Raw genomic sequence first — 12329 nt, forward strand, 5'->3', positions numbered from 1 at the left:
AACTTCTCGAGCGACCTTTATCGACCGTAGCCTTTCAGGTTCGCCTTCTTCAATGCAGACTCATACTGACTGGACATCATCAGAGTTTGCACTTGAGCCATAAAGTCCATAATCACGACAACAACGATAAGCAGTGAGGTCCCACCGAAGTAGAACGGTACTTTCATCGCATCACGCATGAACTCCGGGATCAGGCAGATAAAAGTAATATAAAGCGCACCAACTAAAGTCAGGCGGGTCATTACTTTATCGATATACTTCGCCGTTTGTTCTCCCGGACGAATTCCTGGTACAAATGCACCGGACTTCTTCAGGTTATCCGCTGTTTCACGCGGGTTGAAAACCAACGCCGTGTAAAAGAAACAGAAGAAGATGATTGCAGACGCATAGAGTAACACATAAAGCGGTTGCCCAGGCTGCAAATACAGCGAAATTGTTGTCAGCCAGTTCCAACCAGTACCGCCCCCGAACCATGACGCGATGGTCGCCGGGAACAGAATAATACTGGAAGCGAAGATTGCCGGGATTACCCCCGCCATATTCACTTTCAGCGGTAAATGTGTGCTCTGAGCAGCATAGACACGACGACCTTGCTGACGTTTCGCGTAGTTCACCACAATGCGGCGTTGACCACGTTCAACGAAGACAACAAAGAACGTCACTGCGAATACTAATACTGCAACCAACAGCAACAGGAGGAAGTGCAGGTCGCCTTGACGCGCTTGCTCAATAGTATGGGCAATGGCTGGCGGTAGACCCGCCACGATGCCGGCGAAGATAATGATCGAGATACCGTTGCCGATACCACGTTCAGTAATCTGTTCGCCGAGCCACATCAGGAACATAGTTCCTGTGACCAGACTCACAACAGCGGTGAAGTAGAATGCAAAGCCTGGATTCATTACCAGGCCCTGCATACCAGGCATATTCGGTAAACCGGTAGCAATACCGATTGACTGAAATATTGCCAACACCAGAGTGCCGTAACGGGTGTACTGGCTAATCTTACGACGACCAGACTCCCCTTCTTTCTTGAGCTCTGCCAAGGCCGGATGAACGACCGTCAGCAGCTGGATAATAATCGATGCCGAAATATACGGCATGATACCCAGTGCAAAGATAGAAGCACGGCTGAGAGCACCACCAGAGAACATGTTAAACATTTCAATGATGGTGCCACGCTGTTGCTCAAGCAGTTTGGCAAGTACAGCGGCATCAATACCAGGGATCGGAATAAAAGAGCCAATACGGAACACAATCAACGCACCGATAACAAACAGCAGTCTGCGTTTCAGTTCGCCAATTCCACCCTTGGCACTTTGAAAATCTAATCCCGGTTGCTTAGCCATCTGCTACTTATTCCTCAATTTTACCGCCAGCAGCTTCGATAGCAGCACGAGCGCCTTTAGTCACACGCAGGCCACGAACAGTTACCGGGCGAGATACTTCACCAGACAGGATCACTTTCGCGAACTCGATCTGGATGCCGATAATGTTAGCCGCTTTCAGCGTGTTCAGGTCTACTACGTCGCCTTCTACTTTAGCCAGATCGGACAGACGAACTTCTGCCGTGATCATTGCTTTACGTGAAGTGAAACCGAATTTCGGCAGACGACGGTACAAAGGCATCTGACCACCCTCGAAACCGCGACGTACGCCACCGCCAGAACGAGAGTTCTGACCTTTGTGACCACGACCACCGGTTTTACCGAGGCCAGAACCGATACCACGACCCAGGCGTTTACCCGCCTTTTTGGAGCCTTCGGCCGGAGACAGAGTATTTAAACGCATCTCTTACTCCTCAACTTTAACCATGAAGGAAACCGCGTTGACCATACCGCGAACCGCAGGAGTATCCTCGCGTTCTACAGTATGCCCAATACGACGCAGACCCAGGCCAAGCAGCGTTGCCTTGTGTTTCGGCAGACGACCGATTGCACTGCGGGTTTGAGTGATTTTAATAGTCTTTGCCATGGTCAATTACCCCAGAATTTCTTCAACGGATTTACCACGCTTGGCAGCGACCATTTCTGGAGACTTCATATTTTCCAGGCCATCAATAGTTGCACGAACCACGTTGATCGGGTTGGTGGAACCATATGCTTTGGCCAGAACGTTATGAACTCCAGCGACTTCCAGAACGGCGCGCATTGCACCACCGGCGATGATACCGGTACCTTCGGAAGCCGGCTGCATGAAGACACGAGAACCCGTGTGAGTACCCTTAACCGGGTGCTGCAGGGTGCCGTGGTTCAGCGCGACGTTAATCATATTGCGACGGGCTTTTTCCATCGCTTTCTGGATCGCTGCTGGAACTTCACGCGCTTTACCGTAACCAAAACCAACGCGACCGTTACCATCGCCAACAACAGTCAGAGCTGTGAAGGAGAAAATACGACCACCTTTAACGGTTTTAGATACGCGGTTAACCGCGATCAGCTTTTCCTGCAGTTCGCCAGCCTGTTTTTCGATGTGAGCCATCTTACACCTCTACCTTAGAACTGAAGGCCAGCTTCACGAGCAGCATCTGCCAGTGCCTGGACGCGACCATGATATTGGAACCCGGAACGGTCAAAGGACACATCTTTAATGCCTTTTTCCAGAGCGCGTTCAGCAACAGCTTTACCTACAGCTGCAGCGGCGTCTTTGTTACCGGTGTACTTCAGTTGTTCAGAGATAGCTTTTTCTACAGTAGAAGCAGCTACCAGAACTTCAGAACCATTCGATGCGATTACCTGGGCGTAAATATGACGCGGGGTACGATGTACCACCAGGCGGGTCGCACCAAGCTCTTTGAGCTTGCGGCGTGCGCGGGTCGCACGACGGATACGAGCAGATTTCTTATCCATAGTGTTACCTTACTTCTTCTTAGCCTCTTTGGTACGCACGACTTCGTCGGCGTAACGAACACCCTTGCCTTTATAAGGCTCAGGACGACGGTAGGCGCGCAGATCAGCTGCAACCTGACCGATCACCTGCTTATCAGCGCCTTTCAGCACGATTTCAGTTTGAGTCGGACATTCAGCAGTGATACCCGCCGGCAGCTGATGGTCAACAGGATGTGAGAAACCCAGAGACAGGTTTACAACACTACCTTTAACCGCTGCACGATAACCTACACCAACCAGCTGCAGCTTCTTAGTGAAGCCTTCGGTAACACCGATAACCATTGAGTTCAGCAGGGCACGCGCGGTACCAGCCTGAGCCCAACCATCCACGTAACCATCACGCGGACCGAAGGTCAGGGCATTGTCTGCCTGGTTAACTTCAACAGCATCGTTCAGGGTACGAGTCAGCTCGCCGTTTTTACCTTTGATCGTGATAACCTGACCGTTGATTTTTACATCAACGCCGGCAGGAATGACGACCGGTGCTTTAGCAACACGAGACATTCTTTCCTCCGATTAGGCTACGTAGCAGATAATTTCGCCACCAAGACCAGCCTGGCGCGCTGCACGATCAGTCATAACACCTTTAGAGGTAGAAACAACTGCGATACCAAGACCACCCATAACTTTCGGCAGCTCATCTTTTCTTTTATAGATGCGCAGACCAGGGCGGCTGATACGCTGAATGCTTTCTACCACAGCTTTTCCCTGGAAGTACTTAAGAGTCACTTCCAGTTCCGGCTTGGTGTCGCCTTCAATTTTGAAATCTTCAATAAAACCTTCTTCCTTCAGCACGTTGGCAATTGCCACTTTCAGCCTGGAGGAAGGCATGGTGACCGCAGCTTTGTTCGCGGTCTGACCGTTACGGATACGGGTCAGCATATCCGCGATCGGATCTTGCATGCTCATCTGTCTTTACTCCCGTGATTCAATTGGTGACAATTACCAGCTAGCCTTTTTCAGACCCGGGATTTCACCGCGCATTGCGGATTCACGGACCTTAATACGGCTCAACCCGAACTTCCGCAGGAAACCATGCGGACGACCAGTTTGGCGGCAGCGGTTACGCTGACGAGACGGGCTGGAATCACGCGGCAGACTCTGCAGCTTGAGAACAGCGTTCCAACGATCTTCGTCGGAAGCGTTCACATCAGAAATGATCGCTTTCAGTTCAGCGCGTTTCGCGAAGTATTTTTCAGCTAAAGCTACGCGTTTAACTTCGCGTGCTTTCATTGATTGCTTAGCCATGAAGTAACCCTACCTTACTTGCGGAACGGGAAGTCAAAGGCAGCCAGCAGAGCACGGCCTTCTTCGTCAGATTTCGCAGTAGTGGTAATGGTAATATCCAAACCACGCACGCGGTCGACTTTGTCATAGTCGATTTCTGGGAAGATGATCTGCTCACGGACACCCATGCTGTAGTTACCACGACCGTCGAACGACTTAGCGGACAGGCCGCGGAAGTCACGGATACGAGGTACAGCAATAGTGATCAGGCGCTCAAAGAACTCCCACATGCGTTCGCCACGCAGAGTCACTTTACAGCCGATCGGATAGCCCTGACGGATTTTGAAGCCCGCAACTGATTTGCGCGCTTTGGTGATCAACGGTTTTTGACCGGAGATTGCTGCCAGGTCAGCTGCTGCGTTATCCAGCAGTTTCTTGTCAGCGATCGCTTCACCAACACCCATGTTCAGGGTGATCTTCTCGACCCGAGGGACTTGCATGACAGAATTGTAGCTAAACTCAGTCATGAGTTTGTTAACTACTTCGTCTTTGTAGTAATCATGCAGTTTCGCCATCGTACTACTCCAAATTACTTGATAGTTTCGCTGTTAGATTTAAAGAAACGGACTTTTTTGCCGTCTTCGAATCTAAAGCCTACACGGTCAGCCTTGCCGGTTGCCGCATTGAAGAGTGCAACGTTAGAAACCTGAATTGCAGCTTCTTTTTCAACGATGCCACCTGGTTGGTTCAGGGCCGGAACCGGCTTCTGATGTTTCTTAACCAGGTTGATACCTTCAACAATGATCTTGCCGGAAGACAGAACATTTTTTACTTTACCGCGTTTACCTTTATCTTTACCGGTTAACACGATAACTTCGTCATCACGACGGATTTTCGCTGCCATGACTCGCTCCTTAAAGTACTTCTGGTGCCAGAGAGATAATTTTCATGAACTTCTCAGAACGAAGTTCACGAGTTACCGGCCCAAAAATACGCGTACCGATAGGTTGCTCGCTGTTATTGTTTAAAATAACGCATGCATTACCATCGAAGCGAATGACAGAACCGTCCGGGCGACGAACACCCTTCTTGGTGCGCACCACTACCGCCTTCAGCACATCACCTTTTTTGACCTTACCACGCGGAATTGCTTCCTTGATGGTGATCTTGATGATGTCGCCTACGCCTGCGTAGCGACGGTGCGAGCCACCCAGAACCTTGATACACATTACGCGACGTGCACCGGAGTTGTCGGCGACGTTCAGCATAGTCTGTTCTTGGATCATTTTAGTGCTCCGCTAATGTCAACTACTACTGAAGACCCCAAAATCAGGGTCGATAAAAAGCCCCATATCGAGGGCGCGGCATTATAACACCGCTTCTGTGATATGGGTAGAAAAAATAAACGGCTCATTACTGAGCCGTTTATTCGTTAGAGAACGCGTACTCTATTACAGAATCGCTTTCTCTACAACGCGAACCAGCGTCCAGGACTTAGTCTTGGACAGCGGACGGCATTCGCGGATTTCAACCACGTCGCCGGTACCGCATTCGTTGTTCTCGTCGTGTACGTGCAGTTTGGTCGTACGTTTGATGAATTTACCGTAGATCGGGTGTTTCACAAAACGTTCGATAGCTACAACAATGGATTTCTCCATTTTGTCGCTAACAACACGACCTTGCAGAGTACGGATTTTATCGGTCATTACGCACCCGCCTTCTCAGTCAGTAAAGTCTTAACGCGTGCGACATCACGACGCACTTGCTTCAACAGGTGAGTCTGTTGCAGCTGGCCACTCGCAGCCTGCATACGCAGGTTGAACTGCTCGCGCAGCAGGTTAAGCAGCTCGGTGTTCAGCTCTTCAACGCTCTTTTCACGCAGCTCTTTTGCTTTCATTACATCACCGTCTTAGTTACAAAGGTGGTTTTAATCGGCAGTTTTGCTGCTGCCAGCTCGAAGGCTTCACGGGCCAGCTCTTCCGGAACACCGTCCATTTCGTACAGGACTTTACCCGGTTGAATCAAGGCAACCCAATACTCCACGTTACCTTTACCTTTACCCATACGAACTTCCAGCGGCTTCTCGGTGATCGGCTTGTCCGGGAATACACGGATCCAGATCTTACCCTGACGCTTAACAGCACGAGTCATAGCACGACGTGCTGCTTCGATTTGACGAGCGGTCAGACGACCACGGCCAACAGCTTTCAGACCGTAAGTGCCGAAGCTCACATCCGTGCCCTGCGCGAGACCACGGTTGCGGCCTTTGTGCACTTTACGGAATTTTGTACGCTTTGGTTGTAACATCAGCGACGCTCCTTATTTACGGCCTTTACGCTGCTGCTTTTTAGGTTGAGCAGCCGGTTTTTCCGGTTGTTCAACTGCAGCCATACCACCAAGGATCTCACCTTTGAAGATCCACACTTTAACGCCGATTACACCGTAAGTGGTGTGCGCTTCGGAGGTGTTGTAGTCAATGTCAGCGCGCAGTGTGTGCAGCGGAACGCGACCTTCACGGTACCATTCGGTACGTGCGATCTCAGCGCCACCCAGACGGCCACTAACTTCAACTTTGATACCTTTAGCGCCCAGACGCATGGCATTCTGTACAGCACGCTTCATAGCACGACGGAACATAACACGACGTTCCAGCTGAGAAGTGATGCTGTCAGCAACCAGTTTTGCGTCCAGTTCAGGCTTACGAACTTCGGCGATATTGATCTGAGCAGGAACGCCAGCGATATCCGCTACGACCTTGCGCAGTTTCTCAACGTCTTCACCTTTCTTACCGATAACGATACCCGGGCGAGCAGTGTGAATAGTCACACGGATGCTTTTAGCCGGACGCTCGATAACGATACGAGATACAGACGCTTTCGCCAGTTCCTTCGTCAGGTACTGACGTACTTTAAAATCGCTGTCCAGGTTGTCAGCGAATTCTTTGGTGTTCGCAAACCAGGTAGAGTTCCATGGTTTTACAATACCCAGGCGAATACCATTAGGATGTACTTTCTGACCCATTGCTAGTCTCCAGAGTCTCAGCGATCGGACACAACCACAGTGATGTGGCTGGTGCGCTTCAGGATGCGATCTGCACGACCTTTTGCACGCGGCATAATGCGCTTCATGCTCGGGCCTTCGTCTACGAAAATTTTCGCAACTTTCAGATCGTCAATGTCAGCGCCATCGTTGTGTTCAGCGTTAGCAATGGCAGATTCCAGAACCTTCTTGACCAGTACAGCCGCTTTCTTGTTGGTGTAGGTCAGAATATCCAGAGCCTGCGACACTTTCTTACCGCGAATCAGGTCAGCAACAAGGCGAACCTTCTGAGCAGAAGAACGAGCATGGCGATGTTGAGCTAAAGTTTCCATCTCTTCCTCCTACCTTATTTCTTCTTCGCTTTTTTATCAGCAGCGTGGCCGCGATAAGTACGAGTCGGTGCGAATTCACCCAGTTTGTGACCGACCATTTCGTCGGAAACAAATACCGGAACGTGCTGACGACCATTATGGACAGCGATGGTCAAACCGATCATGTTAGGAAAGATCGTTGAACGACGGGACCAAGTGCGCAGGGGCTTCTTGTCTCCGCTTTCCACCGCTTTCTCTACCTTCTTCAGCAAGTGCAGGTCAATAAAAGGACCTTTCTTGAGAGAACGTGGCATGGCTTATCCTCTAAAATTATTTGCTACGGCGACGTACGATGAATTTATCAGTACGCTTGTTGCTGCGGGTCTTCTTACCTTTGGTCTGAACGCCCCACGGAGTTACCGGGTGCTTACCAAAGTTACGACCTTCACCACCACCGTGTGGGTGGTCGACCGGGTTCATCGCAGTACCGCGAACGGTAGGGCGAATACCACGCCAGCGTGCAGCACCTGCTTTACCCAGAACGCGCAGCATATGCTCAGCATTGCCAACTTCGCCCAGAGTCGCGCGGCAGTCTGCTTCTACTTTACGCATTTCACCAGAGCGCAGACGCAGGGTGACATAAGCACCATCGCGAGCAACGATCTGAACGTAAGTACCAGCGGAACGTGCCAGCTGACCGCCTTTACCTGGTTTCATTTCTACGTTATGAACGGTAGAACCAACCGGGATATTGCGCATCGGCAGGGTGTTGCCTGCTTTGATTGCAGCATCAACGCCAGACTGAATCTGGTCGCCAGCTTTCAGGCCTTTCGGGGCCAGGATGTAACGGCGCTCACCGTCTTTGTACAGAACCAGCGCGATGTTCGCGGAACGGTTCGGATCGTACTCAAGACGTTCAACAACTGCCGGGATACCATCTTTGTTGCGTTTAAAGTCAACAATACGGTAAGCCTGCTTGTGGCCACCACCGATATGACGAGTGGTGATACGGCCATTGTTGTTACGACCACCGGATTTGCTGTTTTTTTCCAGCAACGGAGCAAAAGGTTTGCCCTTGTGCAGCTCAGGGTTAACCACTTTAACTACGTGGCGACGACCCGGAGATGTCGGTTTACATTTAACAACTGCCATTGTATTACTCCTCCGACTTACTCAGCGCCGCCAACGAAGTCCAGATTCTGGCCTTCTTTAAGGGTGACGTAAGCTTTTTTCCAGTCGCTACGACGACCGATACGCTGTCCGTGACGTTTAACTTTCCCTTTAACTACCAGGGTGTTAACGACTTCGACTTCGACTTCAAACAGTTTCTGCACAGCAGCTTTGATTTCTGCTTTGGTCGCGTCTTTTGCAACTTTGAGAACGATGGTATTGGTTTTTTCCATCGCAGTAGACGCTTTTTCAGAAACGTGCGGTGCGCGCAGCACCTTCAGCAGACGTTCTTCACGAATCATGCCAGCATCTCCTCAACTTGCTTAACAGCATCAGCAGTCATTACGACTTTGTCGAAGGCGATCAGGCTAACCGGGTCGATACCAGTCGCATCGCGTACGTCAACCTTGTGCAGGTTACGTGCGGCCAGGAACAGGTTTTCGTCCAGCTCACCGGTGATGATCAGCACATCTTCCAGAGCCATGTCTTTCAGTTTCTGAGCAAGCAGCTTAGTTTTCGGCGCTTCCAGAGAGAACTGCTCGACAACGATCAGACGATCCTGACGTACCAGTTCGGACAGGATGCTTTTCAGCGCGCCGCGGTACATCTTTTTGTTAACTTTTTGACTGTGGTCCTGCGGACGTGCAGCGAAGGTCACGCCACCAGAACGCCAGATCGGGCTCTTAACAGAACCTGAACGCGCACGGCCGGTGCCTTTCTGGCGCCACGGTTTTTTACCGGAACCAGTTACTTCAGCACGGGTCTTCTGAGCACGAGTACCCTGACGAGCACCAGCTGCATAAGCAACAACAACCTGGTGTACCAGCGCTTCGTTGAAGTCACGACCGAAGGTAGTTTCGGAAACAGTCAGCGCGCTCTGCGCGTCTTTCAATACTAATTCCATTGCTATCTCCTCACGCCTTCACAGCTGGTTTAACGATCAGGTCGCTACCGGTTGCACCCGGGACAGCACCTTTAACCAGCAGCAGGTTGCGCTCAGCGTCAACACGTACTACGTCCAGGCTCTGAACGGTTACGCGCTCATTACCCAGCTGACCTGCCATTTTCTTGCCCTTGAACACTTTGCCCGGAGTCTGGTTCTGACCGATAGAACCCGGAACGCGGTGGGACAGGGAGTTACCGTGAGTAGCGTCCTGGGTACGGAAGTTCCAGCGCTTAACGGTACCTGCGAAACCTTTACCTTTAGAGGTGCCAGTTACGTCAACTTTTTTAACTTCAGCAAACAGCTCAACGCTAATGTCCTGACCTACGGAGAACTCTTCACCGTCAGCCAGACGGAATTCCCACAGACCACGGCCAGCTTCTACGCCAGCTTTAGCGAAGTGACCCGCTTCCGGCTTGGTTACGCGGTTAGCTTTTTTAGCACCGGTGGTAACCTGGATAGCGCGGTAGCCGTCGTTAGCCAGATCTTTAACCTGAGTAACGCGGTTTGCTTCAACTTCGATTACGGTTACTGGGATAGAAACGCCATCTTCAGTGAAGATGCGGGTCATGCCCACTTTTTTACCGACTAAACCAATCATTGTTTCAACCTCTCAATCGCTCGATGACCTGATCAACCCAGGCTGATCTGCACGTCTACACCGGCAGCCAGATCCAGACGCATCAGAGCATCAACGGTTTTCTCGGTTGGCTCAACGATGTCAACCAGACGCTTATGAGTGCGGATTTCGTACTGATCGCGCGCGTCTTTGTTGACGTGCGGAGAGATCAGAACGGTAAAGCGCTCTTTGCGGGTCGGCAGCGGGATCGGACCACGTACTTGCGCACCAGTGCGCTTCGCAGTTTCGACGATTTCGGCGGTTGATTGATCGATCAGACGATGATCAAACGCTTTCAAGCGGATACGGATTCTTTGGTTCTGCATGAGACCAGAGCTCCAATTATTTATAGACGAAAATAATTACTCCTCACACCCATTACGATTGATGGGGGAGTGTAATCGTTCTTACGTAGCTCCCCGATTGGGAGCATTGTTAGCGGCAAACATCGTCGCTATGGTTCAGATCGAACCAGCCGTCAATTACGACAAGCCCGAGCATTATACGTAAATCTGGCTCGGACGCAAGTGCAGTTTAGAAATTAAACAGCGGTGCGTGCCGGCTCGCAAAGAGAGTGTCACCCTTTTTATTACGCATAGAATCTCTGGAAAGCAGTTCGCACTCTGCTCACCCTCCCCTTCCCTTGTTCATTGGTATGAAGCACTCTTGCCAACGGATTGGTAAAGCTTAAGGCAGGGACGCCATGTTTTTTCTCATTATCTATGTCGTATTAAACCTTCTACTTGTCAGGAGTGACCTGCGCTCAAAGTTGCTGCCGGATCGCTACACCTGCCCTCTTCTCTGGACGGGCTTGCTCTGGCACTGTTTATCACGCCCTGATTTTTTGGCAGATGCTGTCGTCGGGGCAATGGCGGGTTATACAAGTTTTGCCGCTATATACTGGGGGTATCGATTATTGCGTGGACGTGAAGGGTTGGGCTATGGCGATGTGAAGTATCTTGCCGCACTCGGCGCGTGGCACGGCTGGCCTGCATTGCCTGCTCTTGTATTTTATGCCGCGCTCTTTGGCTGTTGCGCAGTAGTTTTCCCTCTTTGCCGCCACCGTAAATTGCAGGTAATAAAAAACCCGCTGCCGTTTGGACCCTTCCTCGCGGCAGCGGGTTTCGTGGTGGGTTATCCCACGCTAATAGGGTTTTAACCTTCGACTTTAATCTGCGACTGAAGGTAATTCTGCATACCAAGTTTAGCGATCAGATCCAGTTCGGTTTCCAGCCAGTCAATGTGGTGCTCTTCGTCGGCAAGAATTTTGATCATCATATCGCGGCTGACATAGTCATGGATGCTGTCAGCGTAGGCGATCGCTTCACGCAGATCTCTCGCGCCTTCCAACTCCAGACGCAGGTCTGATTGCAGCATCTCTTCAACGCCTTCACCAATGCCGAGTTTGCCAAGATCCTGCAAGTTCGGGATTCCTTCGAGAAACAGAATACGCTCGATGTACAAATCGGCGTGCTTCATTTCATCGATGGACTCATGGTATTCAACATCATTGAGGCGGGTCAGCCCCCAGTTCTTGAACATTCTCGCATGGAGAAAGTACTGATTGATTGCGACAAGCTCATTTCCCAATAATTTATTGAGATAATTTATGATTTTAACATCACCTTTCATAATGTAGTCCCTCCGCTTCCACTCATTGAAGCGTAGATGGGGCTACAGGGATGTCAAAAAAAAGATAGAGCCTCAGGCAATCTCTTTGTATTCCGGCATCTGGGTCAACTCATCCTGCATTATCTCGCGAGCAGCACGAATGCATTTACCACACTGATTTCCTACCGGAACAAACTTGCGGAGCTGCTGGAATGATTGAGGGTGAAACTGGCGCACAGCCTGGCGGATTTTTTTATCACTTACACCATTACACAAACAAACGTACATGGATCACTCCCGTTCACTTAATGCGCAAAGTGTAAATGAGAATGGTTATGATTACAACAGGACAGCGGTACCGGATTTTGCAGAAAAGTGTGAACGGCTGTAATGGAAGGATGGCTGAATAGCAGGCAGCAAAAAGGGCACCGAAGTGCCCTCTTTCAAATTCAAAGCTAACGAATTAGCTCAGAACTTTTGCTACAACGCCCGCGCCAACGGTACGGCCGCCTTCACGGATT

General features: G+C 50.6%; 25 protein-coding genes. 1 reads left to right on the top strand and 24 read right to left on the bottom strand.

The genetic code is table 11. The features are described from left to right. Window positions 1-17 precede the first annotated feature (17 nt). The 22 genes from secY to rpsJ all read right to left on the bottom strand — a co-directional run bounded on the left by secY (window position 18) and on the right by rpsJ (window position 10523). A complete protein-coding gene (gene secY / locus IAE50_RS23810; protein ID WP_007369823.1) occupies window positions 18-1349 on the bottom strand; it encodes a preprotein translocase subunit SecY in 1332 nt (443 codons plus the stop codon). Window positions 1350-1356: 7 nt separating this feature from the next. Continuing rightward, entirely contained in the window at window positions 1357-1791 is a 435-nt protein-coding gene (gene rplO, locus IAE50_RS23815) for a 50S ribosomal protein L15 (protein ID WP_023479414.1), read from the bottom strand. Between the two features lie 3 nt (window positions 1792-1794). Continuing rightward, window positions 1795-1974 (bottom strand): 50S ribosomal protein L30, encoded by a 180-nt coding sequence (rpmD, locus tag IAE50_RS23820; protein WP_001140434.1) that lies wholly within the window; start codon window positions 1972-1974, stop codon window positions 1795-1797. 6 nt (window positions 1975-1980) lie between these two features. Beyond that, window positions 1981-2481 (bottom strand): 30S ribosomal protein S5, encoded by a 501-nt coding sequence (gene rpsE / locus IAE50_RS23825; protein WP_007369821.1) that lies wholly within the window; start codon window positions 2479-2481, stop codon window positions 1981-1983. A gap of 14 nt (window positions 2482-2495) precedes the next feature. Continuing rightward, window positions 2496-2849, bottom strand: coding sequence for a 50S ribosomal protein L18 (gene rplR, locus IAE50_RS23830; RefSeq protein WP_017460073.1), 354 nt, complete (start codon window positions 2847-2849; stop codon window positions 2496-2498). 9 nt (window positions 2850-2858) lie between these two features. Next, complete coding sequence (gene rplF, locus IAE50_RS23835; RefSeq protein WP_023479418.1) at window positions 2859-3392, bottom strand: 50S ribosomal protein L6; 534 nt, start codon at window positions 3390-3392, stop codon at window positions 2859-2861. Window positions 3393-3404: 12 nt separating this feature from the next. Continuing rightward, on the bottom strand, window positions 3405-3797 hold the full coding sequence (gene rpsH, locus IAE50_RS23840; protein ID WP_023479407.1) for a 30S ribosomal protein S8: 393 nt from the start codon (window positions 3795-3797) through the stop codon (window positions 3405-3407). Between the two features lie 33 nt (window positions 3798-3830). Beyond that, window positions 3831-4136 (bottom strand): 30S ribosomal protein S14, encoded by a 306-nt coding sequence (gene rpsN, locus IAE50_RS23845; protein ID WP_007369817.1) that lies wholly within the window; start codon window positions 4134-4136, stop codon window positions 3831-3833. Window positions 4137-4150: 14 nt separating this feature from the next. Continuing rightward, window positions 4151-4690 carry a 50S ribosomal protein L5 gene (gene rplE / locus IAE50_RS23850; protein WP_023479410.1) on the bottom strand — a complete coding sequence of 180 codons (540 nt, stop codon included), beginning with the start codon at window positions 4688-4690 and terminating at the stop codon, window positions 4151-4153. A 14-nt stretch (window positions 4691-4704) separates the two neighbouring features. Beyond that, window positions 4705-5019 (bottom strand): 50S ribosomal protein L24, encoded by a 315-nt coding sequence (gene rplX / locus IAE50_RS23855; RefSeq protein WP_016538464.1) that lies wholly within the window; start codon window positions 5017-5019, stop codon window positions 4705-4707. Between the two features lie 10 nt (window positions 5020-5029). Continuing rightward, the gene (gene rplN / locus IAE50_RS23860; protein ID WP_023479426.1) at window positions 5030-5401 is read right to left on the bottom strand and encodes a 50S ribosomal protein L14; all 372 of its coding nucleotides are present in this window, start codon (window positions 5399-5401) and stop codon (window positions 5030-5032) included. Between the two features lie 165 nt (window positions 5402-5566). Next, window positions 5567-5821 carry a 30S ribosomal protein S17 gene (rpsQ, locus tag IAE50_RS23865; protein WP_017460070.1) on the bottom strand — a complete coding sequence of 85 codons (255 nt, stop codon included), beginning with the start codon at window positions 5819-5821 and terminating at the stop codon, window positions 5567-5569. Further along, complete coding sequence (gene rpmC, locus IAE50_RS23870; protein WP_004388609.1) at window positions 5821-6012, bottom strand: 50S ribosomal protein L29; 192 nt, start codon at window positions 6010-6012, stop codon at window positions 5821-5823. The genes rpsQ and rpmC overlap by 1 nt, the downstream gene beginning before the upstream one ends. After that, window positions 6012-6422 carry a 50S ribosomal protein L16 gene (gene rplP, locus IAE50_RS23875; protein ID WP_007369814.1) on the bottom strand — a complete coding sequence of 137 codons (411 nt, stop codon included), beginning with the start codon at window positions 6420-6422 and terminating at the stop codon, window positions 6012-6014. Before rplP ends, rpmC begins: the two co-directional genes overlap by 1 nt. 12 nt (window positions 6423-6434) lie before the next feature. Next, on the bottom strand, window positions 6435-7136 hold the full coding sequence (gene rpsC, locus IAE50_RS23880) for a 30S ribosomal protein S3 (protein ID WP_000529945.1): 702 nt from the start codon (window positions 7134-7136) through the stop codon (window positions 6435-6437). 17 nt (window positions 7137-7153) lie between these two features. Then, entirely contained in the window at window positions 7154-7486 is a 333-nt protein-coding gene (rplV, locus tag IAE50_RS23885; RefSeq protein ID WP_002919773.1) for a 50S ribosomal protein L22, read from the bottom strand. A gap of 14 nt (window positions 7487-7500) precedes the next feature. After that, window positions 7501-7779 (bottom strand): 30S ribosomal protein S19, encoded by a 279-nt coding sequence (gene rpsS, locus IAE50_RS23890; protein ID WP_001138115.1) that lies wholly within the window; start codon window positions 7777-7779, stop codon window positions 7501-7503. A gap of 16 nt (window positions 7780-7795) precedes the next feature. Further along, window positions 7796-8617, bottom strand: coding sequence for a 50S ribosomal protein L2 (gene rplB / locus IAE50_RS23895; RefSeq protein ID WP_023479412.1), 822 nt, complete (start codon window positions 8615-8617; stop codon window positions 7796-7798). A gap of 17 nt (window positions 8618-8634) precedes the next feature. Next, the gene (gene rplW, locus IAE50_RS23900; protein WP_000617546.1) at window positions 8635-8937 is read right to left on the bottom strand and encodes a 50S ribosomal protein L23; all 303 of its coding nucleotides are present in this window, start codon (window positions 8935-8937) and stop codon (window positions 8635-8637) included. Next, window positions 8934-9539 (bottom strand): 50S ribosomal protein L4, encoded by a 606-nt coding sequence (gene rplD / locus IAE50_RS23905; RefSeq protein ID WP_023479434.1) that lies wholly within the window; start codon window positions 9537-9539, stop codon window positions 8934-8936. Before rplD ends, rplW begins: the two co-directional genes overlap by 4 nt. Before the next feature lie 10 nt (window positions 9540-9549). Further along, window positions 9550-10179 carry a 50S ribosomal protein L3 gene (rplC, locus tag IAE50_RS23910; RefSeq protein WP_023479430.1) on the bottom strand — a complete coding sequence of 210 codons (630 nt, stop codon included), beginning with the start codon at window positions 10177-10179 and terminating at the stop codon, window positions 9550-9552. A 32-nt stretch (window positions 10180-10211) separates the two neighbouring features. Further along, window positions 10212-10523: a 30S ribosomal protein S10 gene (rpsJ, locus tag IAE50_RS23915; protein ID WP_001181005.1), complete on the bottom strand. Its 312-nt coding sequence runs from the start codon at window positions 10521-10523 to the stop codon at window positions 10212-10214. Between the two features lie 377 nt (window positions 10524-10900). Between rpsJ and IAE50_RS23920 the strand changes: the two genes are divergently transcribed. Continuing rightward, the gene (locus tag IAE50_RS23920; RefSeq protein ID WP_200135697.1) at window positions 10901-11356 is read left to right on the top strand and encodes an A24 family peptidase; all 456 of its coding nucleotides are present in this window, start codon (window positions 10901-10903) and stop codon (window positions 11354-11356) included. Here the strand turns inward: IAE50_RS23920 and bfr are convergent. Next, complete coding sequence (gene bfr / locus IAE50_RS23925) at window positions 11353-11829, bottom strand: bacterioferritin (protein ID WP_200581501.1); 477 nt, start codon at window positions 11827-11829, stop codon at window positions 11353-11355. The genes IAE50_RS23920 and bfr overlap by 4 nt on opposite strands. Before the next feature lie 72 nt (window positions 11830-11901). Further along, window positions 11902-12096, bottom strand: coding sequence for a bacterioferritin-associated ferredoxin (gene bfd / locus IAE50_RS23930; protein WP_034812717.1), 195 nt, complete (start codon window positions 12094-12096; stop codon window positions 11902-11904). Between the last annotated feature and the right edge of the window lie 233 nt (window positions 12097-12329).

Origin of the sequence: Kosakonia sp. S42 (assembly GCF_016624785.1) — a bacterium.
GTDB lineage: Bacteria > Pseudomonadota > Gammaproteobacteria > Enterobacterales > Enterobacteriaceae > Kosakonia > Kosakonia cowanii.